Source organism: Serratia sp. AR11, assembly GCF_056376275.1.
The window spans coordinates 4,695,216-4,716,104 of the sequence record NZ_CM150739.1 but is presented as its reverse complement, the minus strand read 5'-3'; the positions used below and the strand labels follow the sequence as shown (position 1 = coordinate 4,716,104).

Below are 20,889 nucleotides of genomic sequence, written 5' to 3'. Positions count from 1 at the left end.
GAGTCGTCAGCCAATGAAATACTAATAGATAGTAACTAACACTACTTTTCGGAGACGGCTATGCCAACCAGCATTGCTTTAAGCCCTCATTTTGAGAAGTTCGTTCATGAGCAAATCGACAGTGGGCGTTATGGCAACGTCAGTGAAGTGATACGGGCGGGTCTGCGTCTGCTCGAAGAACATGAGCGGGCGATGAAAATCGAACAGCTGCGAGTGGCTATTGCACAGGGAATAGAAAGTGGTGAGGGAGTCCCGGCGGAGGAAGTTTTTGAACGTATGCGGGCTAAATACCAACGGATGGTGGATAACGGAAGTGACTAATGGAGCTAACAATATCGCCGGCAGCGGTATGTGATATTGAAAATATTGGTGACCATATTGCGCAGGATAACCCAGTCCGTGCGCTTAGTTTTATCTCTGAGCTTTACCGCCAATGCCAGCGCATTGGCGAATCCCCCGAAGCCTATCAGAAACGCCCTGAGCTTGGTCGAGGCGTCAGGATAAGCGCCTATGGTAAATACCTTATTGTTTTTACTGCGATACAACGCAATGTCAGGATTGAGCGTGTATTCCACAGTGCGCGAGATATTTTGCGCCTCCTGGCTCAGCGTTAAAACGTTAATGGCTGGCCCGTCGGTTCAACCCCCAACGTTCAATACCATTCAGCCACGAGCATGTGCCGTAGCGCAATCACCTCTGCCCCGGTAAGCACCTGTTTGCCATGCTCACGACTTATGACGAACTCCTTAACCGGGACAAGAAAAGCCTAAGGCTGGCCGAGCAATGCCTTCGAACCGGCGTGGCGCCAGTGGATGCTGCCCGGCAGGTACAGCGCGTTCTGCTCTAATGGTCGCTCGTCAATCAGCGCACTAACCATGTCGAAACTGTGTTGGGCCAGGGCGCGGCAGTCTTGCGCCACGGTGTCGATTTTCAGCGTTAGTCCGTCGAACAGGTAGTGGTCGTCAAAGCTGCACAGATGCAGATCGCTCTCCATCAACTGGTGCTGATTCAGATAACGCAGCACCCCTTCCAGCAGGCCGCAGGCTGCGGTAAACAGCGCCCTGGGCGGTCGGCCCAGTTGCGCACAGAGTTGGGCGAACATCTCGTAGCCGGAACTGGGGTGATAATTACCGTTGATGATCCACTCCGGTTTACACACCACCCCGGCACGTTCCAGACCGAGTTGGAAACCGGCCAGCCGATCGCGCGTGGGTGAAATGCGGGGTTGGCCGCCAAGGAAATAGAATTCGTCCGGATGCTGACGCGCGACGTTTTCCACCAGCGTGGCGGTCGAGGTTAGCGAGTCGGTGATCACCAGCGGCAGGTCGGAGCCGACGATCAGCCGGTCCATCTGCACCACCGGCAGGCCGGCGTTAATCTTTTGGTATTCCGCATCGTTAAGCTGGCTGGAGGCGACGATCAGACCGTCGACCTGGCGTTGTACCAGACTGTTCACCGCCATCATTTCCTGCGCCGGGTTTTCATCGGTACAGGCGATCAGCAACTGCAAACCGGCCTCGCGGCACAGGGTTTCCAGCTCGCGTGAAATCACCGCAAAACCGTAGTTGGTCATTTCCGGCACCACCAGCCCCAGGGTATGGCTGCGGGAAGAACGCAGTGAACGGGCGTGGAAGCTGGGCTGGTAGTGGTGCTCACCGGCCAGTGCCAGGATACGATCGCGGGTGTCATCGGACACCCGATATTCCTTGCTGCGACCGTTAAGCACCAGGCTGGCGGTCGATTTCGACACGCCGGCCAGTGCGGCAATATCACTGATGGTAATGCGTTTATTTTTTTTCACTGACGGCATCTGAATTCATCGAAGGATGCGTCATTCTAGCATGCATGGCGTCAGCGACCAGTGCTCGAGCGCCAGTTGGGTTTTACCGCTCAGGTGCAGTTGGGGTTGCGGCCCGGGGAAGTAGCGTGCGCTCATCACTGCCTCGCCGTGGTTGATAAAAATCTCCACGCTGGAGCGGTCAAACAGGATCTGCAGCTGGCTCAGGTTGCCGCGCCAGTAGCGATGTTCCGGTTGCCCGTTACGCAGATTATTGCGCGTCAGTCGTAGCAAGGCACCGTCCCAGAGCAGCGTCATTGCCCCGCCAAAATCGGCGCTGAATGCCCCTTCTGGCGTTAGCAGCAGTTCCGCGCTGCCGACGGGCCAACATGGCGCTTCGTCGGCGATCCCCTGCCATTGCCGGCTTTCACCGCGCAATTGTTGCAGTTCGCGCGCCGGTTGTTGGTAAAGCTTACCCTGATGCAGCGACAGTTCGCGCGGGCAGGTCAGGATGTGGATCCAGCCGTACTGCAGCGTCGGGTGATAATCCTCGTCCTGCTCCGGCACGCCCATCCAGCCGACCAGCAACCGGCGGCCGTCTTCGGCCTGGGTGGTCTGCGGCGCATAGAATTCGAAGCCGAGATCCAGCTCGTGGAAGGCACCATGTTCGAAACTGGCCTGCCGATAATCCAGTTTGCCAGTGAAATAGCCCGCCTGATAAACGTTGAGATACTGCTCGGCCTGCGCCGCCAGCCCCTGTGGGCAACAGATCAGCACTTCGGTGCTATCCAGAGTGAACAGGTCCGGGCATTCCCACATATAGCCGAAATCGCCGATGCCATTCAGCTGTGAACCGGCAATTTCTCCCAGCAACTGCCAACCGCGCAGATCGGCGGAGCGCAACAGCAGCACTTTGCCACGGTCTTGCAGGTCGCGAGCGCCGAGTACCATGTACCAATCTTCCTGATGACGCCAAACCTTCGGATCGCGCACGTGGCCGCTATAGCCCGGCGGCAGCGGTAATACCGGGCCAAGTTTGTCATAGCCGCCCTGGGCATTTTCTTGCGCCAGGCACTGGTAGGCGGTGCGGGAGCCGTCGGGGTATTTGACGTTGCCGGTATACGCCAGCATGATTTTGCCGTCCGCCACCACTGCCGATCCGGAATAACAGCCGTGGCTGTCGTAGCAGGCTCCCGGTACCAGTGCCACCGGCTGATGCTGCCAGTTGACCAGATCCGTCGACTGCCAATGGCCCCAACACTTGTTGCGGTGATCGCAACCCAGCGGGTTCCACTGATAAAACAGATGGTAGACGCCGTTATGCTGAATGAATCCGTTGGGATCGTTGAGTAACCCGACGCTGGGCGCCAGATGCCATGCCGGGCGGTGCGGCGCACGCAGTACTTTTGGCATGTCGCGCATCAACGCCTGAACGGCCTGTTTCATCAAATTCAATTCTTCCATTATTCGCTGTCCGTTTTGTATTTCAGCAGCAACGAGATAATAAAGGCGCTGCCGAAGGCGATCACCAAACCAATGATATAGCTGACCAGCGAACTGGCCTGCACAATGGCCATCCCCGGAATTGCCGTCAGCCCGACCGCGTTCATGCCGACGTGATTGGCCACCACCCAGGCACCGCCGAGCGCACCGCCTGCCAGCGCCGCCAGGAAGGGTTTCACAAAGCGCAGGTTAATGCCGAACAGTGCCGCTTCGGTAATGCCGAGCATGGCGGAAAAGGCCGAAGGCACCGCGATGGCTTTGATCTTGGCGTCGCGGGTTTTGAAATAGACCGCCAGACAGGCACCGCCCTGAGCGATATTGGCCATCGACCAGATCGGCAACAGGAAGTTAACGCCGATATTCGGGTTGCCGAGCAGTCCGGCTTCGACGGCATGGAAACTGTGGTGGATACCGGTGATGACGATGGCGGAATACAGGCCACCGAACAGCAAGCCGGCAAACCAACCGGCGTGGGCGATCAGCGTGCTGAGCACCAGCGAGATGCCATCACCCAGCGCGCGACCGGCCGGGCCGATAAACAGCATGGCGACGAAGCCGGAGATCACCACCGTCAGGAACGGTGTCAGGATCAGATCCAGCGAATTGGGGATCACTCTGCGCAGCTGTTTTTCCAGCATGCTCATAAACCACACCGTCAGCAGCACCGGGAACACCGTGCCCTGATAGCCGATCATGGCAATCTGCAACCCGAAGAAATCCATGGTGTGAAAACCGCTGGCGACGCCCCAGGCGTTGGTCAGAGCCGGATGGGTCAGAATGCCGCCGAGCGTAGCGCCCAGATAGGGGTTACCACCAAATTCACGCGCGGCGGTGAAGCCGATCAGGATTGGTAAAATAATAAATGCCGCCGAGCTGAACATATCCAGCATCACGAATACGGCGCTGTTGGCATCGGCCCAGCCGTAGGTTTTCACCATGCCGAGCAGGCCCATCAGCAGGCCGGAGGCGACGATAGCCGGGATGATTGGCACAAAGATATTCGACAGCAGGCGGGCAATGCGCTGCAGCGGGTTGAGTTTTTTCGCCGCGATATCGGCGGCCTCAGACTTGCTGGACTCGCTGACGCCAGCCGCCTTGATAAACTCTGCGTGCACCTTGTTGACCAGCCCGGTACCGAAAATCACCTGGATTTGCCCGGCGTTGCTAAAGCAGCCTTTTACCCCTTCCAGCTTGCCGATCGCCACTTTGTCCACCTTGCTGTCATCGAGCAGCACCAGGCGCAAGCGCGTGGCGCAGTGGGCGGCACTGGCTATGTTTTCTTTGCCGCCGAGCAACGGCAATAGCGCGTTAGCGGTTGCGGTAATGTCCATGTTCACTCCCTTAATCAATAAAAATGCCGCCGCGGAATTTCGCGGCGGAAATCAGTTCATCAGCGTCAGAAGAAGTACTTGAACCGGGCACGTACGCCGTAGCGCTGATCGTTGCTGGAGTTGGCAATTTTGTTATCTGCATTGGCCTCCAGCATCGAGACGTAGGCCCCGAGATACAGGTTAAAGTTCTTCATATTCATGATGTTTGGTATTTGGTACGAGGTATGAATGGTATGAATATCATATTTGCCCGGCTCGCTGAGCGGGTTGCTGATGTCGGCGCTCATACCGGCGGTATTGAACTCTTTGATGTTGTTGTGGGCATAGATGTAACCCACTTCAAAGCGACGCCACAGTACGTTGATACCGGCGGTCAGGTCCTGCTCGCCGGAGGCGTCCAGGTAGGCGGTGCTCAGGTTGGCAACCACGCCGTTGTCCGGGTTGGCGGCGGTATTGTTCCAACTGAGAGTCATGCCGTAGCCGTTACGTTTGGACTGGTCGACGAATTGCCCCTGACTGTCGTGATAGCCGTAGGCATTGTTGACCACATTGCTTTCCATCGCCACTGCCGCGCTGAGCTGGTCTTTTTTCCAGGCGATCACCGGCCGTAGGTAGGCGACATTCTTCTTATTATCCAGGCTATTGCCGTGGTAGGCGTCGTCCTGGAACAGTGAGGTACCGTCTTCCACCAGCGTATTGAGTTCGAAGTAGAAGTTACCGGCATACTTGCTCAGCATCAGGTTGCCGCCGCTGCTGCTACGCCCACGACCTTCTTTCATCATGTAGATATAGCCAAAACCGTCGGCATACAGATCGTTGGCGGTATTGCCGGAATACTGGATGAAGGTGTCCTGATTGAGCGGGAACATGTCGTAGGCTTCAAAACGGCCAATCTTGGTCTGCCAGTTCTTTTCGTTACCGAAGAAGAAGGCGGCATCGTCGAGGTTCATTTTACCGGTCATGTCGGCTAACGGCTGCACGCTGAAACCGGAGAAGTTGCCGTCCGGGTTGCGTCGGTAGCCGTCTACACCGACCAGAATGCGGCCGTTGATATCCCAACGTTCTTTGTTGCCCGGCTTCCAGTCTTTGTTGTCGCTGCTTTTCAGCGAGGTGAGCTGGCCGCTGCGGCTGGCGCCGTCCAGGTTGAACTCGACGTCGCCGTACAGTTTCAGGTCGGTTAATCCGGTGAGTTGCAGCTTGCCGGCCGGTGCGGCGTGGGTTTCCAGCGTCGCGGTGCGCTGAACAACCTGTTGGGTTTGCTGCTCGGTGTTGGCGGTGCGTAATTCCAACTGTTGTGCCTTGCGTTCCGCCGCCGTGGCACGCGTTTCCGCCTGGACAGCTCGCTGCTCGGCCTGTTGCAGCCGTTGTTCCAGCGCATTCAGACGGGCTTCGATACTGGTATTGGTACCAGTCGCGGCCGCAGAGGTAGAGATGAGAAGCCCTGTAGTGACTGCCAGATAGCCAAGTTTTTTCATGATTTTCTATCATCCGGGGTGGTTGTTATTATTTTTTGCTAAATTGCTAAACCGGTTTTTCAGGATGAAAGATAGTGAGTTGAGCGACGGCTGGCAATCAAGTTTGCTAACCCGATTCAGCTATTGTGATCAAGTCCGCAAATTATGTTCCGGAGATGAAGGAGGGGGGGTACCCAATGCCCTGTGGCATTGGGCCTGAATCATAGCTATCGGGTTAGCGTCGCAGGAAGTCCTGCAACTCGTCGGCATGCGGCAGGGCGGTCATCGCGCCTTTGGCGGTGGTGGCCAGCGCCCCGCAGGCCTGGGCCTGGGCGATCACTGCCGGCCATTGGGCTTCCAGCGGTAAAGCGCCCAGGTGTGCCAGTGCGGCCAGCAGACCGGCGACAAAGGCGTCACCTGCACCGGTGGTATCGACCGGCGTGATTGAAGGGGCGCGGAAATGGCGGATCTGTTTGCCGTCATGCACGCAGACACCGTCGCCGCCCAGCGTCACCAGCAACAAACGCAGTGGGTAGCGCTGCATCATCCAATCGATACCGCTCTCCAACTCGCCGATATTGCTGATAAAACTCAGTTCCTCCAGCGAGATCTTCACCACATCCGCCAGCAATAACGCCTTTTGCAAGCAGGGGCGCAGCGCTTCCGGCTGGCGCCAAACGTCTTCACGAATATTTGGGTCAAAGCTGACCCAGCCACCGGCCGCCTTGATGTTCTCCATTGCGGTGAAGGTGGTGCTGCGGCTGGGTTCCTGTGAGAGAGCGATAGAGCAGACGTGCAGCCATTCATCCGCTTTGAAATCAGGCAGGTCCTCGGGTTGCAGGAACAGATCGGCGCTTGGGCTGACCATGAAGGTGAAGGAGCGTTCACCCATCAGATCAAGATCCACCACCACGGTAGAGGTGTGGTGGTCTGGATCCTGTGACATATGGCCGATGTCGACCTGCTCTTCGCTCAGTACCTGCTGCAGGAAAGCGCCGAAGCTGTCCCGGCCTACCCGGCCGATAAAGGCGCTGTTGCCACCCAGGCGGGCGATGCCGACCGCCACATTGGCCGGAGCGCCACCGGGGCATTTAAGGTAACTGTTTGAATTTTCAGGTACCAGGTCGACGACTGCATCACCCAGCACCCATACGCGATTAACCATGTTCGATCCCCGTTTTCATCAGTGTCTGATGGCGAGCTAAAATAGAAGAACCGGTTTAGCAAAGCAATAAAATAATGAGTAGAGTGGCGAAAGGCTGGGGTTAAAGAGTAGCGACAGCGAGCAAAAGCGCAGGAGGGAATGCCCGCCCTGGTGTAGTTCAGGGCGGGGTCAGCAGGGTTATCCCATCTTAGGATAAACCCCCGGGCCAATCGGCAGGCCGAGCGCGTACCAGGCCAGCAGCAGCAAAATCCACACGGCAAAGAACACCAGCGGATAGGGCAGGATCAGCACGTAATAGGTGCCGAGCTGGGCGTCTTTGCGGTAGCGCTGCAGGAAACCGAGGAACAGCGGCAGGAAGGGCGACATCGGTGCCAGCGGCAGCACCGAGGAGTCGGCGATGCGGAAAATCATCTGGGCGAACGCCGGATGAAAGCCCAGCAGCATAAACATCGGTACAAAGATCGGCGCCAGAATCGACCAGATGGCAGAGCCACTGGCGATAAACATGCACAGGAAGGCCGAGAGGAACATCAGCCCGAGAAACGCCGGGGCACCGCTCATACCGGCGGCCTCCAGCATATCGGTCAGGCCGATGGCCATAAACTTGCCCATGTTGCTCCAGTTAAAGAACGCCACGAACTGCGACAGCGGGAACACCATCACGATAAAGCCGGCCATGCTTTTCATCGGTTCTATCAGGTGGTTGGGAATATCGTCCGGCCGTTTGATCTGTTTGGTGACCACGCCATAGGTAATGCCAACGGTGAAGAAGAACAGGATGATGATCGGCACAATGCCTTTAATAAACGGCGATGGGATCACCGAGCCGGTTTTCGGATCGCGCAGCGGGGCCGCTTCCGGTACCACCAGGGCGGCGATAATCGCGATAAACACCAGCGCGGCAATGCCGCTCATCATCAGCCCACGGTTTTGTAGTGGGGTTAGCGTCTCAATTTTGTCCTCGGCGCTGCCCTGCCATTTGGGCAGGCGCGGTTCGATAAACTTATCGGTCAACAGCGCCCCGGCGAAGGTCAGCACTACGACCGAGGTGGCCATAAAGTACCAGTTGTCGATCACGCTGACGTGAACGGCGGCGTCCACCGCCTTGGTGGCCTCGGTACTGATGCCGGAGAGCAGTACGTCGGTGGTGACGATCAACAGGTTGGCGGTAAAGCCGGAGGCAACCCCGGCAATCGCGGCCAGCAGCCCGGCTACCGGGTGGCGGCCCACGGCCAGAAACATCAGCGCGCCGAGCGGCGGCATCACCACCAGTGCGGCGTCAGAAGAGATATGGCTGAAAAAGGCGATAAACAGCACCAGATAGCTGGCATAGCGGGCGCTAACGCGTGAGGCCATCTTGTACATCAATGCCTGTAGCAGCCCGACCTTTTCGGCCAGCCCGGCACCGATCACCAGCGCCAAAATTGCACCCAGCGGGGCAAAACTGCTGAAGTTATGAATGATATTCGGGAAGATCCACTGCATGCCCGCCACGCTCATCAGGTTATTTACCTTGATCAACTCGCCGGTGGCCGGGTTTTTTACCGCCATGTCGAGCCAGGAGAACAGCGCGGTAGCCAGCATTAAAACAACGATTAAATAGACGAACAGTAAAAATGGATTGGGGATTTTATTCCCGATGCGCTCTACCCAGTAAAAAACGCGACCGGGGCTTTTATTGGCTGAAGTTGTGACCTCACTCATTGTCTTACCCTCTGTGTTTGTCCTGTTGTGTTTATTTTTTATTATTTGATTTAATTATAATTATTATTACTGGCCCGCTATTGCGGGCCTTGGCAGCATGGTGGTTACTTTAACGGTGAAGGCCTGATGTCTTTAGGGATCGGGCAGCTATAAGGCTGTTCGGCGCGCTGGCGTTCGAACTCGCGGCGGCAGTCCGCCAGCAGAGCGCTGTCGCTCAGCAGTTCGACGGCGGTGGCTGCCATCACCTTGCCGGCCAGGCACATGCCTTTGTGGGCGATCGAAGTGCGACCCTGTGCTACCAGTTGCCAGGTGTGCAGCGGAGTGCCGAACGCAAAGCAGGGGCTGAAGCACTGGGCGGTCGGCGCGACCCAACTGACATCGCCGACGTCGGTAGAGCCGTACAGTAGATCTTCCGATGCCACATAAGGGGCGACCTGATCCATCAACACCTTGTCGCCCAGATTCTGAACCCACTCGCGACCTGCCGCGCCGCCGGTACGGGCGATATTTAACCTGGCATTACGCAGGTCATCTTTGTTGAGCGTTTGGCGGATTTCCGTGGCGAATTTGCGTTCCGCCTCACTGTATTCCGGCAGGCCGAAGTCGCAGACATAGCGATACATCACCTGCTCCATGCTGCGGTTTGGCACGTAGTTGGAGCAAGCCTTGTCGAAACGTACCGTCATCTGGGTATCGGTCATCAGCGCTGCGCCTTTGGCGATGTTGATCACCCGTTGGTAAATATCCTGCGCCTGATCGAGCTGTGGCGCGCGGATCAGGTACAGCACCTCGGCATCGGCTTGCACCACATTGGGTGAACTGCCACCGGTATTGGTGACGGCATAGTGCAGCCGGGCTTCCTGTACGATGTGCTCACGCAGGAAGTTGGCACCGGTGTTCATCAGCGTTACCGCATCCAGCGCGCTGCGGCCAAGGTGCGGTGAGTTGGCGGCGTGAGCAGCGATGCCCTTGAACTGAAACGCCGCCTGAATGTTGGCCAAAGTGCTGGTATTGAACATGCCGCTGAAGCCTTCCGGGTGCCAGGTGAGGGCGGCATCAACGTCATCGAACAGGCCTTCACGCACTATAAAGGTTTTGCCGGAGCCGCCTTCTTCACCCGGGCAGCCGTAGAAACGCACGGTGCCGGACAGGTGCTGCTGTTGCATCCAGGCCTTCACCGCGAATGCCCCCGCCAGCGCGGCGGTGCCCAGCAGATTGTGGCCGCAGCCGTGGCCGTTGCCGTTTTCCACCAGCGGCTGTGGCGTGGCGCAGCCGGCCTGTTGGCTCAGTCCGGCGAGTGCGTCGTACTCGCCCAGCAGCGCGATCACCGGCTGGCCGCTGCCGTAGCTGGCGATAAACGCGGTTTCAATGCCGCCAACGCCGCGCTCAAGCCGAAAACCTTCCTGCTCCAGCGCGTCGGCCAGCAGATTGGCAGAATAGGTTTCGGTAAAGCGCGTCTCCGGGTGATCCCAGATGCTGTCGCTCAGTGCGCTGAACTGCGGCTGGTGTTGGTCAATGTACTGATTGATAAACGTAAGCAGTTGCGGGTTACTCATGCTTTGCTCCCAAAAGTCGGCAGGTTCAGTGCCAGCGACGCCAGCGTTTTCACCGCCACCGCCATCACCTGTTCGTTAAAATCGAACTTTTCGTTGTGGTGCCCGGCGCTCAGTTCGGTACCGAAAATCACGTAAGAGGCCTGTCCGCCGTGGGATTTCACCCGTTCCATCATATAAGTGGCGTCTTCGGAACCGGCGGCCTGCTCGCGGCGATCGACGACCGAAGTCAGTTCGGCTATCTCCTGCGCCTGGCGGTGAATGTAGTCCACCCAGGGCTGGGTCGGTTTACTGCTCTGCGCTGCACCCATCAGGGCGATGTCGTATTCCACGCCGTGCATTTTGGCCGCGCCTTCGATCACGTTCAGCGCCTGCTGGTAAACAAATTCGTTGATGGCGTTGGTGGCCCCGCGGGTTTCCACCTTCATAAACGCTCGATCGGCAATCACGTTGCGGCCGGTTCCGCCCTGCAGCACGCCGACGTTGATGCGTGAGCTGCCCTCGCTGTGGCGTGGGATGGCGTACAGCCCCACTGTGGCCTGCGCCGCCGCCAGCAGGGCATTACGGCCGTCCTCCGGTTTGGCACCGGCGTGAGAGGCAACGCCACGGTAGGTGACGTCCAGCTTGCTGGTGGCCATAAAGCTGTCGCTACCGCACACCAGTTCCCCGGCCGGTACGCCGGTGCCGATGTGTACGGCGGTGAAGAAATCCACGTCGTCCACCACGCCGGCTTCCACCATGGATTTTGCGCCACGAGTGCCTTCTTCTGCCGGCTGGAAAATCAGTTTGATAGTGCCGCTCAGCTGCGCTTCCAGGCTCTTGAACACCCGTGCCAACCCCAGCCCAATGGTGGTGTGGCCGTCATGACCGCATGCATGCATCATGCCGCTGTTGCAGGAGGCGAAGCCTTCACGGAACGGCAGGTGATCCGGCTGCAGTTTTTCGTTGAGATCGAGCGCATCCATGTCAACGCGATAGGCGATCACCGGGCCGGGGCGGCCGGTGTCCAGCGTGGCGACAATACCGGCGAAGCCGCCGGAAAAGTGCGGTAACCACTTCTCCAGTGCCCCCTGTTCGCGGGCGCGCTGCTCCTGTTGCTGCAGAGCTTCGGCGGAAGGCAACCCCATGCGGGCATCGGCATTAATGACTTCGCGGCCCAGTTGCAGGCGGTAGCCCAGCCGATCCAGTTCTTCCGCCACCAGCGTAGCGGTGCGGAACTCAAACCAGCCGGACTCGGCATAGCGGTGAAAATCGCGGCGCCAGGCCTGCAGTTGCGGGGATAAATCTGACACCAACATCGAAAGCGGATTATTCATTGGGAGATCTCATTGGTTATCGCGCCCAGGCAAACGCCGGGCAGCAGTGGAGCGCTGAACTGAAGTCAGACGGTGGAACTGTTTAATGAAAAAGACGTATTTAGTGACTAACTGCCGTGAAATGCGCTTATTGGCGCAGAAAATGCGTTTAATTAAGCGAAATAAGGATTTGGTTATTTATTATGTTTTTTTCGAATGTACACAATGGAATCGGGCTAAATAAGATGCCAATATCTTGCTATTGATAAACAACGGTTATCACCATTCGCCTATGCCAGCCTCAATAAAATTGCACCAATTACGTGCGTTTGTAGAAGTCAGCCGTCAGGGCAGTATCCGCGCCGCCAGCCGGACTTCACAGCTTTCGCAGCCTGCGCTGACCAAGTCGATTCAGGAGCTGGAGACGGTGCTGGGGGCCAAACTGTTTATCCGCCGTAGCCAGGGCGTGGTGCTGACCGACTGCGGCGATAACTTTTTCCAGCATGCCAGCCTGATCCTCGAAGAGCTGCGGGTGGCGCAGGAGGATATCCAGCAACGACTGGGGCTGGCGGGCGGCTCGGTGAATATCGGCGTCGGCGGCAGCATTGCGCGCACCGTGATGCCGCAGGTGATTAATCAGTTCCACCGTGAATACCCAAAGGTCAAAGTGCGGATTGTCGAAGGGCAACTGGTGTCGATGATCCCGGAACTTCGCCAGGGGGAACTGGATTTCACGGTCAATACCTATTACCCCAGCAGCCTGGACAATGAATTGCAGTACGAACGGCTGATGGAGAAAGAATACAAGGTGGTGGTGCGCAAGGGGCATCCGATGGAGGGGGCGACGTCACTCAGGCAACTGCAGCACTGCGACTGGACCATGCCGACGCCAAAGGGCAGCTACTACCGGCTACTGTACGACTTGTTCGGGGATTTGGGAATGGCGCCGTCTATCAGCGTCACCTGCGAGACTTTTATGGCCTGCACCAGCCTGGTGGCGCAGAGCGACTTTGTCAGCATTCTGTCGGTGGACGTGATCTCCGACCCGATATTGGGTAAACATCTGGTGCCGCTGGCGCTGGAGGAGAGCCTGCCAAAAGCGACGTTTTATCTGATCCAGCGTAAAGACACCACGCTGACGCCGATGGGCGCACACCTGGCGCGCCTGTTCCGCTTGTACTGCCGCTAAAAGGATGCCCCCTCACAGGGCATTCCCCCTTCGAACACCCTGTACGGATATCTCAGGCTTTACCCATCAACGGATCGCTGACGCTGTGGTCGCCGTTCTCCAGCCGGCCTGCCAGTCGGCGTTGCCAGCCCTGTGCCCCCTGCAGTGAAAGATCGTACCAGCCACCGCTGGATTTGGTAGCAAAGGCCTGCTGATGGCGGCCACCCGCCGGCAGTTCAATCTGCCAGGGGCCTTTTTGCGTATAAGGGCAGCGGGCGATGGTTACCGTTGTTGCCTGGCTACCCGCGTTGGTTAGCGTTAGCGATAAACGATCGCCCTGCGGGGTGAGTTGCACTTCCGGCTGCGGCTGCAGAACGCTGCCACCCAGCTCACGATGGAAACCGTTGGGGCCTAGCAACCACAGGTGGTAGCGATCCGCCGTTAGCCAGTTATCACTGACCGCTTTACCGGCCTCGACGGTATAGCGCCGTGGGATCTGCTCCAGACTCAGCCGGTCGTACACATGAAAGACCACGCCCTGTTCGCCAGTGTTGTACAGGTTGAGCGTCAGCATTTTTTGCTCGGGGTTGCTGCTGGCCTCAACGTGCAGCTGGTAAGGCAGCGCACGCGATGGGCGTGCCAGTCGCGACTGATGCGGTAACTGTTGTCTGTCCACCGGCGGCAAGGGCACCTGCGGTAACTGTTCCTGTCGCTGGCGCAGACTGTCGGCGGCGTGGCGACTGGTGGTGGGCAGACGAGGCAAGGTTTCCTCATTAGGGTCGACAAAGTTGAAGGCGGAAGTGAGGTCACCACAGACCGCCCGTCGCCAGGCGCTGATGTTCGGTTCATGCACCTGGAAGCGTTTTTCCAAAAATTGCAGTACCGAGGTGTGGTCGAATACCTGTGAATTGACCCAGCCGCCACGGCTCCAGGGAGACAGCACCAACATCGGAACCCGTGGGCCGGGACCATAGATACGGCCGTCCGGCGGCGGTTGCTCCTGAGAACCGGGTGGGGCGACATGCTGGAAGATTTCACTGTCGAACGGCACCGTCGACTTGCCGGCGAAGCTGCCGTCTTCGCGCAGTGACGGGGCCGATGGCGAAGGCATATGATCGAAGAAGCCGTCGTTTTCGTCGTAATTGACCAGCAGCACGGTTTTGCTCCACACCTCCGGGTTATCCGTCAGCGCGTTGAGGATCTCCTGGGTAAACCAGCCGCCCTGCACCGGGCTGGAAGGCCCGGGGTGCTCCGAGTAGGCCGCCGGGGCGATAATCCAGCTCACCTGCGGCAACTTGCCCTGCTGTACGTCGTTGCGAAAGCCGGTCAGCATCGCATCCAGATCGTTGCCGTCGGCTGCCGGCAGCGTATTGCCATTGCCCTTGTACAGCGGGGCTTCAACGTTCAATTCATCGCGATAGGGTACAAAGGCGGTGAAGTCTTTTGGCGGCTGTGCCGGGTTGCCGACCTTAACGCTGGCGGCACGGTACTGGCGGAATCCCGCCAGTGGGTTGTCGGTGAAGTTATCAGGCAAAAACTGATAGACCTTCCAACTGACGCCGCCGGCCTCCAGCCGCTCCGGATAGGTCTGCCATTGGTAGCCGACTTCCGCCGGGCCGGGGCTGTCCCACTCGTTGACCACCACCGCGACCTCGGCCGCCGTCGGGCCATTGGTGCCGGTCCAGTGGAACAGGCGGTTGGTGTTGGTGCCGGCGTGGATCGAGCAATGATAGGCGTCGCACAGGGTGAAGGTTTCGGCCAGAGCAAACTGGAACGGCAATTCGTGCCGACGGTAATAGCCCATCGAGGTGGGCGTTTTGTAGGTCGGCCAGGCGCTCATGCGGCCGTTATCCCAGGCGGATTGTTCATCTACCCACGAATGCGGCGTGCCGCTTACCCGTTGGGCATTGCCGAGCTTGCTGTCGAGATGATAGGGCAGCACCAGCCGATGTTCCCCCTGCTGTTGCCAGACGTGACGGCCGCCGGGCAAAGGAATGGTGATGCGATCGCTAAAGCCGCGTACGCCGGGCAGAGTGCCGAAGTAATGGTCGAAGGAGCGGTTTTCCTGCATCAGGATCACTACGTGTTCGACATCGTTAAGAGTACCGGTACGGTTATTGGCGGGGATTGCCAGCGCTTTGCGGATCGAGGCGGGTAACAGTGAAAAAGCCGATCCGATGGCGGCAGCCCGCAGTATTTCTCTGCGCGAAAAATCAGGCATGCGTCGTTAATCTCCCTGAGGGTTGTTTTGAAGATAGTTGTTAACGACGGTAATGGCGAAAAATAACAAACAGATGACGGGGAGAAATAATGCCCCCGGGCGGGGGCATGACAAGTGGAGCGTTATTGCCTGATCAAACGGCCCAGGGTCGGCGCCGTTTCAAAATCGCTGCGGAATGGGTTGATGTCCAGACCGCCGCGGCGCGTATAGCGGGCGAACACGCTGAGTTTCTCCGGCTGGCAGCTTTGTTTAATGTCGTTAAAAATACGCTCGACACACTGCTCGTGGAACTCATTATGCTGGCGGAAGGAGATCAGATAGCGCAGCAGGCGCTCGCGATCGATTTTACGGCCCTGATAGTGGATCACCACGCTGCCCCAGTCCGGCTGATTGGTCACCAGACAGTTGGATTTCAGCAGGTTGGAGGACAGCGTCTCCGTCACTATTTCCGCCTGTTCGCTGGTGGCACCAATCAGATATTCCGGTTTGAAATCAAAGTCATCCACGGCGATATCCAGGTCGTCGATATTGATGCCCGGCAGGGCGTCGATCTGCGCTGAATAACCGTCCAACCCCGGATACAGCTTCACCCCAACCTGACCATTGGCGGCCTGCGACAGATCTTTTTGCATCGCGGCGCTGACCTGTTCCACGCTGTCGAAGCGCGTCTGGTTAAAGCTGTTGAGATACAGTTTGAATGATTTGGACTCGATCAGGTTGGTGGACGAATGGGGCAGGGTAAATTCACCAATGCCCACCACCGGTTTGCCTTTGGCGTTGAGCCAGGAAAGTTCGAAGGCGGTCCACAGGTCGAAGCCGCTGAATGGCAGTTTGCGTTCATCCACGCCGATCAGATCGCGACCGCGTGCGCGCGGCAGGGCTTCGAGCAATTCGGGAGCATACTGGTCCGGATAATCGGAGTTGGCGCCAAGATGGGTGATTTTATCTTGTTTTTTGATATGCATATTCATTGCTCCTTGCAAGATCGGTATTGATATAACGGTTAAACAGGCTACGGGCGGCGTATATCGGCCCGACGCCCACCAGGGCGTAGACCACCTTAATCAGGAACTGCGACAGGATCATGGTTTTGATGATGTCCCAGCTCAAAACGTTGTAGAACGCCAGGGTGCAGAACACCAGGCTGTCGATGGCCGAGGCCACCACGGTGCTGGTGATTACCCGTACAAACAGATAGCGGGAGTTGGTCAGCTCTTTGATTTTGCACAGCAGCCAGGAGTTGACGTTCTCGGAGATTAAATAGGCGGCAGATGAGGCTACCAGCACCGCCATGATGCTGTGGACGATACCGTCATAAGTCTGGCTGAACTCCCACTGCGGAATGCTCGGTACCAGCGTGGTTGCCCAAACGCCCAGCACAAAAATCAGGTTGGCCATAAACGAGATGATAATGGTGCGCCTGGCCAGCCGCAGCCCATAAAATTCGTTCAGAATATCCACCAGGATAAAGGTCAGGGGGTAAATAAATATCGCCGGGGGCGTGATGATGTTCAATGCAGCAATTTCAATCGGTTTGACGCCGCACAGGGTTGAGAAGATATAAATCACGCTGAGCGCCACGGTAATAATCAGATAGGCATACCAGGAGCGTTCATGACGATCGCTGAGCTCATAGGCGGTTTGCTGCTGATTGTTACCGTAGATTTTGCGATACAGTGCCTGTAGCTCATGGCGGCTCAGATCTTCCGATATATCGCTGTCGGCCAGCTCATTGAGCCCCATGGTAATGGTTTTGCCGGTGGCTAATACCATGACATTGGCAGCCAAAGTGCCATGCCGGGTAAAGCCCAATAGCTTGAACTTTTGATTCGGTTCCATTTATAGCCTTTCTCCAAAGATATAACCCAGGAATTGCACGGTATCCTGATGACTTTTCTCCATGCTGCTTTCTTCTTTGTCGTTAACCACAAAGAAGCCGTATTTTCCCGAGTGATACAATAAAGGCGAATCGCAAACTAATACCGGCGGGCGTTTTATAATAATGACCTCGCCTGGGATAAATGAACCTTTTATTTCGGTCTCTATGCGCATTGCTACCATATTTGACTCATCGCCGAAGAAATAAGTCAAAGGGAACTCTGTGACCAGTTGGCCGATCTTCTTGCCGGCAACCGCTAAATAACGCGACTGCGGAATAACAGGAATTGCGGAAGGATTTTTATTGCCTTCGGTGGACAGGGTTTCATTGAGCAGCTCCAGTTTTTCCAGATCATAGTCTTCGATCTCTTCGCAGGAAACGCCGAAGAAATCTGAAATCCGGTTAACCGTGGCTTGCTGCACATTGTTGACCCGTCCGTCGAGGATCTTGTAGATAGTGGTACGCGTCAGGCCAGTACGGTTAGAGAAGGATGCCTTGGTTTCGCCACGGGTGCGCATCAGATATTCAATATTCTTAATGATGTTGCTTTTGCGCTGGGCGTTAGTGGTCTTCATAAGCATTCCTTACAATATTCTGGCCGGCTTTACTATATCGTACGCGCTGACATTGTCCAGAATTGCCATTGGAAGAGGGAGGGTAACCGGCTGATTAATCTTTGAAAACGTATGTTAAACGGCTCCGTATCACCCCTAATGATACTTTCACCCTGTTGAGTGAAAAGTGGAATGAAAGTAATTAAATACAAATCAATCGCTTAGATGATGAACCCATAAAAGTGAACACAAAAGTGGGTTTTGTGTCTACTTTTGTGTTGACCATGGTGCTTTTTGTGAGCTACTGTTCATCCATACTGAAGTGTTTCTTGACGGTCAAAACAGTTAATAACCGATTGTCTGACAACTTCTATAATAAAAAACTCAGGGAGGGAGGCGTTTCCATTCTCTGGGTAATAAAGGATGTTTTAGCTACCGACACCAGGGAATTCCAATCAGGTTTCAGTTTTAAAACCGCAGTTTTTAGTCCACCAAATCCTCATTCTATAGTATTACCACTCACCCGTTGCAGGAGAGTGGTAATAGCATTTCGTCGCTGGCAATCGAATCAGCTTTGCGCCGGGGCCGGTTTCTGCGAACGATTCAGCGCCAACTTGAATACCCAATACAACAGGCTGGCGGCCAGCAATGAGTTGATGGTCGGCACGCCCCATTCGGTCACTAACCCGACGATGCTGCCGGCAATGCTGGCGACGATCGCTGCCCAGCCAATGGTCGGCGTTTGGTCGGGCAGTTTGCCTTCCCGGCGGCTGTCATCCAGAATTTTACGGTGAGTCCGCAGCAAGTAATAATCCACCAGCATCACGCCGATAATCGGCGGGAACACCACGCCCAGTACCGTCAGGAAGTCGACGAACCGATCCAGGATCCCCAACACCGAAAGCGTTGTGCCCAACACGCCAATCACCAGCGTGGTGGCGGTGTATTTCAGCCTTTTACCGGTCATGCCTTCAACCGCGTTGACGATGCCCAGTGAAGATGAGTACAGGTTGAGGTCATTGACCCTTAAGGTGGAGAACACCACCACCAGCAGGCCAGCCCCTCCGGCGACCTGCGACATGATGGTCACGACATCCGCCGTGCCGAGCGTTTTGGCGATCAGCAGCGCCAGACCGTTAACCACGAACTCCCCGGCGACAATGGTGAGCAGGGTCACGCCAAACACGTGCTTGCCGTTTTTGGAATAACGCGTCAGATCGGGGGTCATCAGGCTGGCAACGATGGCACCACCGACCACGATGGTGATGCCGGCACTGATCGACAGTGGCTCACCTGGCGGCATTAATTGAATAATTTCCGGCAGATTATGGCCGGTGAGGGTGATGTAAGAGATATAGGCTACCAGCATAATAAACATTGGTACCGCAATTCGGGCGGCGATACGTAATGCCTTGAAGCCAAAGGCCACCAGTATGGTCAGCAGGGTACCGGACAGGCCGGCCGCCAGCCCAAAGCCCAGCTTATTGCCCAGTGCGAAATCCAGCGACTTGGCGAAAATGGCGTTCTGTATGCCAAACCAACCCAGCAGGCTGACGGCTACCACCACGCCGATCAGCACCGAGCCCAGTCGGCCAAAGCCGCACCAGCGGGCCAGCAGGCTGCCGGAGATCCCTTCGCGCATCCCCGCCAGCCCGAGGCCGTAGGTGACAACGCCAAAGATCAGGCTGCCGACGAAAATGGCGGTAAAGGCGTCGAACAGCGTCATCGAGTGGCCCAATACGGCGCCGAGCATAAACTGATCCAGCGCGGTCAGCATGCCCATATGCACAATGGCCACGCTTAAAAACGAGACTCTTTTATCCTGAGGTACCCGGGTTAACGGATAGTCTTCAATTTTGATCACGGTGAGGTATTCCTTGCTATTAAATAAACTGAATGCCTTTAGCTATCAGGCGATCGGGAATGTAATTGTCCAGATGCGCATATTTGCAAAATTCTTCAAACTGCTGCTGTGTATGGACGTCAGATTTTTGATAGATGTTATATATTCTGTTTTCTATGGTTTTATTGCTGATATTGTATATTTTGGCGATCTCTTTCACCGACAGCCGTTGCAACATTAAAAATATCACGTCAAGTTCGGCTCGGGTGAAAATGGTGCTATTGGTTTCTGTGGTCAGAACGCTGGGTTTTTGTTGATTGATAAATTTCAGCGGAGATAAGGTGTTGAGCGGTTTGGCGTTCCACATCACCCCAACCACTTCTTTTTTATCGTTGTAGATCGGCAGTTTTTCGCTGATAAACGGGGTCAGACTGTCTTTCCCGTACCAATAATGCGTTTCTATCACCGCAACCCGCTCCCGCGAGACCTCTGTCATTTTGTCGTGTTCGACAAAATCAGCCGCGCATTCGGCCCAGTCGGCGGGAAACTCGTCGTCCAGCTTACCGGCTACATCAAAATCAAGCGGCGTATTGGTATAGAGGTAGGCGGCGTGGTTCATATAAATATGACGGGATGCCAGATCCTTAATGCCCCATGGCTCACTTAAGTGCTCCATCATGGCAATCAGACCTTTCAAATAAAATTCATTATTTTTATCGGACGAATCCATTCTGACCTCTCCGATGACAACCGGATTAAATCTCTTTTGCCAGGTAGTGGCGCGTATGCTTCTTGGCATAGCCGCCCAGGTTGCCGTACAGCTGATAGCCCAATTTTTCATAAAAGCCGCGGGCCTGGAAGTCGAAGGTATCGACATAGGCCATGTGGCAGCCGCGCTTCCTGGCCTCTTCTTCTGCCTGGAGCATCAGTTGACGGCCATAGCCGCTTTTACGATGCTGGTCGCTGACCCAAAGATATTGCACTTCAAGCCCGCCCCACCAGGTTCTGGCCACCAGCCCGGCAACGATTTTACCTTGCTCATCGGTCACGGTCAGGAACAAGGGGTGGATATCAACGTGTTCGGTTTTTTCATTATGAGCCCAAAGGCTGTCGATAACGAACTCTTCATCCTGCGGATTTGGCTGGTCGGTAATATTGATTTTCATGGATGTGATATGATTCCCTGTGATAATAATGTCTTATGGCAACTAATTTGGGGCTTGCCAACGGCTTTAACTATCACTTTTCGTAATGTATTTCAAGGGTGTTTTTCACCCGTTCCCGTCAGGGGGCCAAACGTTTATATTAACTGTGACGAGGCTAGAAAATAGCGTAATACGTGGTAATAAATAGCCGTTAGCCTTGCTCAGTCAATCTATTCCTATTGTGCCTCACCAGGGCCCCATCCAGGAAATACATTAGCCTTTCAGGCTCCACCGGTA

At 56.1% G+C, this 20,889-nt stretch carries 18 protein-coding genes; 3 read left to right on the top strand and 15 right to left on the bottom strand.

Annotation, left to right across the window (positions count from 1 at the left end; genetic code table 11):
• The first annotated feature begins 60 nt into the window (after positions 1-60).
• Positions 61-321: a type II toxin-antitoxin system ParD family antitoxin gene (locus ACSOSI_RS22250; RefSeq protein ID WP_261133329.1), complete on the top strand. Its 261-nt coding sequence runs from the start codon at positions 61-63 to the stop codon at positions 319-321.
• Entirely contained in the window at positions 321-614 is a 294-nt protein-coding gene (locus ACSOSI_RS22245; RefSeq protein ID WP_261099329.1) for a type II toxin-antitoxin system RelE/ParE family toxin, read from the top strand. The genes ACSOSI_RS22250 and ACSOSI_RS22245 overlap by 1 nt, the downstream gene beginning before the upstream one ends.
• A gap of 152 nt (positions 615-766) precedes the next feature.
• On the opposite strand, the gene ACSOSI_RS22240 is transcribed toward ACSOSI_RS22245, so the two are convergent.
• The 8 genes from ACSOSI_RS22240 to ACSOSI_RS22205 all read right to left on the bottom strand — a co-directional run bounded on the left by ACSOSI_RS22240 (position 767) and on the right by ACSOSI_RS22205 (position 11,803).
• Entirely contained in the window at positions 767-1,810 is a 1,044-nt protein-coding gene (locus tag ACSOSI_RS22240; RefSeq protein ID WP_476706178.1) for a LacI family DNA-binding transcriptional regulator, read from the bottom strand.
• A gap of 21 nt (positions 1,811-1,831) precedes the next feature.
• Positions 1,832-3,241 (bottom strand): sucrose-6-phosphate hydrolase, encoded by a 1,410-nt coding sequence (locus tag ACSOSI_RS22235; protein ID WP_476706177.1) that lies wholly within the window; start codon positions 3,239-3,241, stop codon positions 1,832-1,834.
• On the bottom strand, positions 3,241-4,611 hold the full coding sequence (locus tag ACSOSI_RS22230; RefSeq protein WP_012146904.1) for a sucrose-specific PTS transporter subunit IIBC: 1,371 nt from the start codon (positions 4,609-4,611) through the stop codon (positions 3,241-3,243). The genes ACSOSI_RS22235 and ACSOSI_RS22230 overlap by 1 nt, the downstream gene beginning before the upstream one ends.
• Before the next feature lie 65 nt (positions 4,612-4,676).
• Complete coding sequence (locus tag ACSOSI_RS22225) at positions 4,677-6,086, bottom strand: carbohydrate porin (protein WP_012146903.1); 1,410 nt, start codon at positions 6,084-6,086, stop codon at positions 4,677-4,679.
• Positions 6,087-6,300: 214 nt separating this feature from the next.
• Complete coding sequence (locus ACSOSI_RS22220) at positions 6,301-7,230, bottom strand: aminoimidazole riboside kinase (protein WP_476706176.1); 930 nt, start codon at positions 7,228-7,230, stop codon at positions 6,301-6,303.
• A gap of 177 nt (positions 7,231-7,407) precedes the next feature.
• Positions 7,408-8,934 (bottom strand): p-aminobenzoyl-glutamate transporter, encoded by a 1,527-nt coding sequence (gene abgT / locus ACSOSI_RS22215; RefSeq protein WP_017893995.1) that lies wholly within the window; start codon positions 8,932-8,934, stop codon positions 7,408-7,410.
• Positions 8,935-9,038: 104 nt separating this feature from the next.
• A complete protein-coding gene (locus ACSOSI_RS22210) occupies positions 9,039-10,490 on the bottom strand; it encodes a M20 family metallopeptidase (protein WP_476706175.1) in 1,452 nt (483 codons plus the stop codon).
• Entirely contained in the window at positions 10,487-11,803 is a 1,317-nt protein-coding gene (locus ACSOSI_RS22205; RefSeq protein WP_012146899.1) for a M20 family metallo-hydrolase, read from the bottom strand. Before ACSOSI_RS22205 ends, ACSOSI_RS22210 begins: the two co-directional genes overlap by 4 nt.
• Positions 11,804-12,074: 271 nt before the next feature.
• On the opposite strand from ACSOSI_RS22205, the gene ACSOSI_RS22200 reads away from it, so the two are divergent.
• Positions 12,075-12,971 (top strand): LysR family transcriptional regulator, encoded by an 897-nt coding sequence (locus tag ACSOSI_RS22200; RefSeq protein ID WP_476706174.1) that lies wholly within the window; start codon positions 12,075-12,077, stop codon positions 12,969-12,971.
• Positions 12,972-13,023: 52 nt separating this feature from the next.
• On the opposite strand, the gene ACSOSI_RS22195 is transcribed toward ACSOSI_RS22200, so the two are convergent.
• From ACSOSI_RS22195 to ACSOSI_RS22165, 7 genes are all read right to left on the bottom strand, one after another.
• Positions 13,024-15,171: a phosphocholine-specific phospholipase C gene (locus ACSOSI_RS22195; RefSeq protein WP_476706173.1), complete on the bottom strand. Its 2,148-nt coding sequence runs from the start codon at positions 15,169-15,171 to the stop codon at positions 13,024-13,026.
• Positions 15,172-15,293: 122 nt separating this feature from the next.
• The gene (gene queF, locus ACSOSI_RS22190) at positions 15,294-16,136 is read right to left on the bottom strand and encodes an NADPH-dependent 7-cyano-7-deazaguanine reductase QueF (RefSeq protein WP_012146896.1); all 843 of its coding nucleotides are present in this window, start codon (positions 16,134-16,136) and stop codon (positions 15,294-15,296) included.
• Positions 16,114-17,010: a queuosine precursor transporter gene (locus tag ACSOSI_RS22185; protein ID WP_012146895.1), complete on the bottom strand. Its 897-nt coding sequence runs from the start codon at positions 17,008-17,010 to the stop codon at positions 16,114-16,116. The genes queF and ACSOSI_RS22185 overlap by 23 nt, the downstream gene beginning before the upstream one ends.
• Positions 17,011-17,625 carry a helix-turn-helix domain-containing protein gene (locus ACSOSI_RS22180; RefSeq protein ID WP_476706172.1) on the bottom strand — a complete coding sequence of 205 codons (615 nt, stop codon included), beginning with the start codon at positions 17,623-17,625 and terminating at the stop codon, positions 17,011-17,013.
• A gap of 547 nt (positions 17,626-18,172) precedes the next feature.
• On the bottom strand, positions 18,173-19,468 hold the full coding sequence (locus ACSOSI_RS22175) for a cytosine permease (RefSeq protein ID WP_012146893.1): 1,296 nt from the start codon (positions 19,466-19,468) through the stop codon (positions 18,173-18,175).
• A 19-nt stretch (positions 19,469-19,487) separates the two neighbouring features.
• Complete coding sequence (locus ACSOSI_RS22170; RefSeq protein ID WP_012146892.1) at positions 19,488-20,177, bottom strand: helix-turn-helix transcriptional regulator; 690 nt, start codon at positions 20,175-20,177, stop codon at positions 19,488-19,490.
• Positions 20,178-20,202: 25 nt separating this feature from the next.
• Positions 20,203-20,613 (bottom strand): GNAT family N-acetyltransferase, encoded by a 411-nt coding sequence (locus ACSOSI_RS22165; RefSeq protein ID WP_012146891.1) that lies wholly within the window; start codon positions 20,611-20,613, stop codon positions 20,203-20,205.
• Positions 20,614-20,889: the final 276 nt, after the last annotated feature.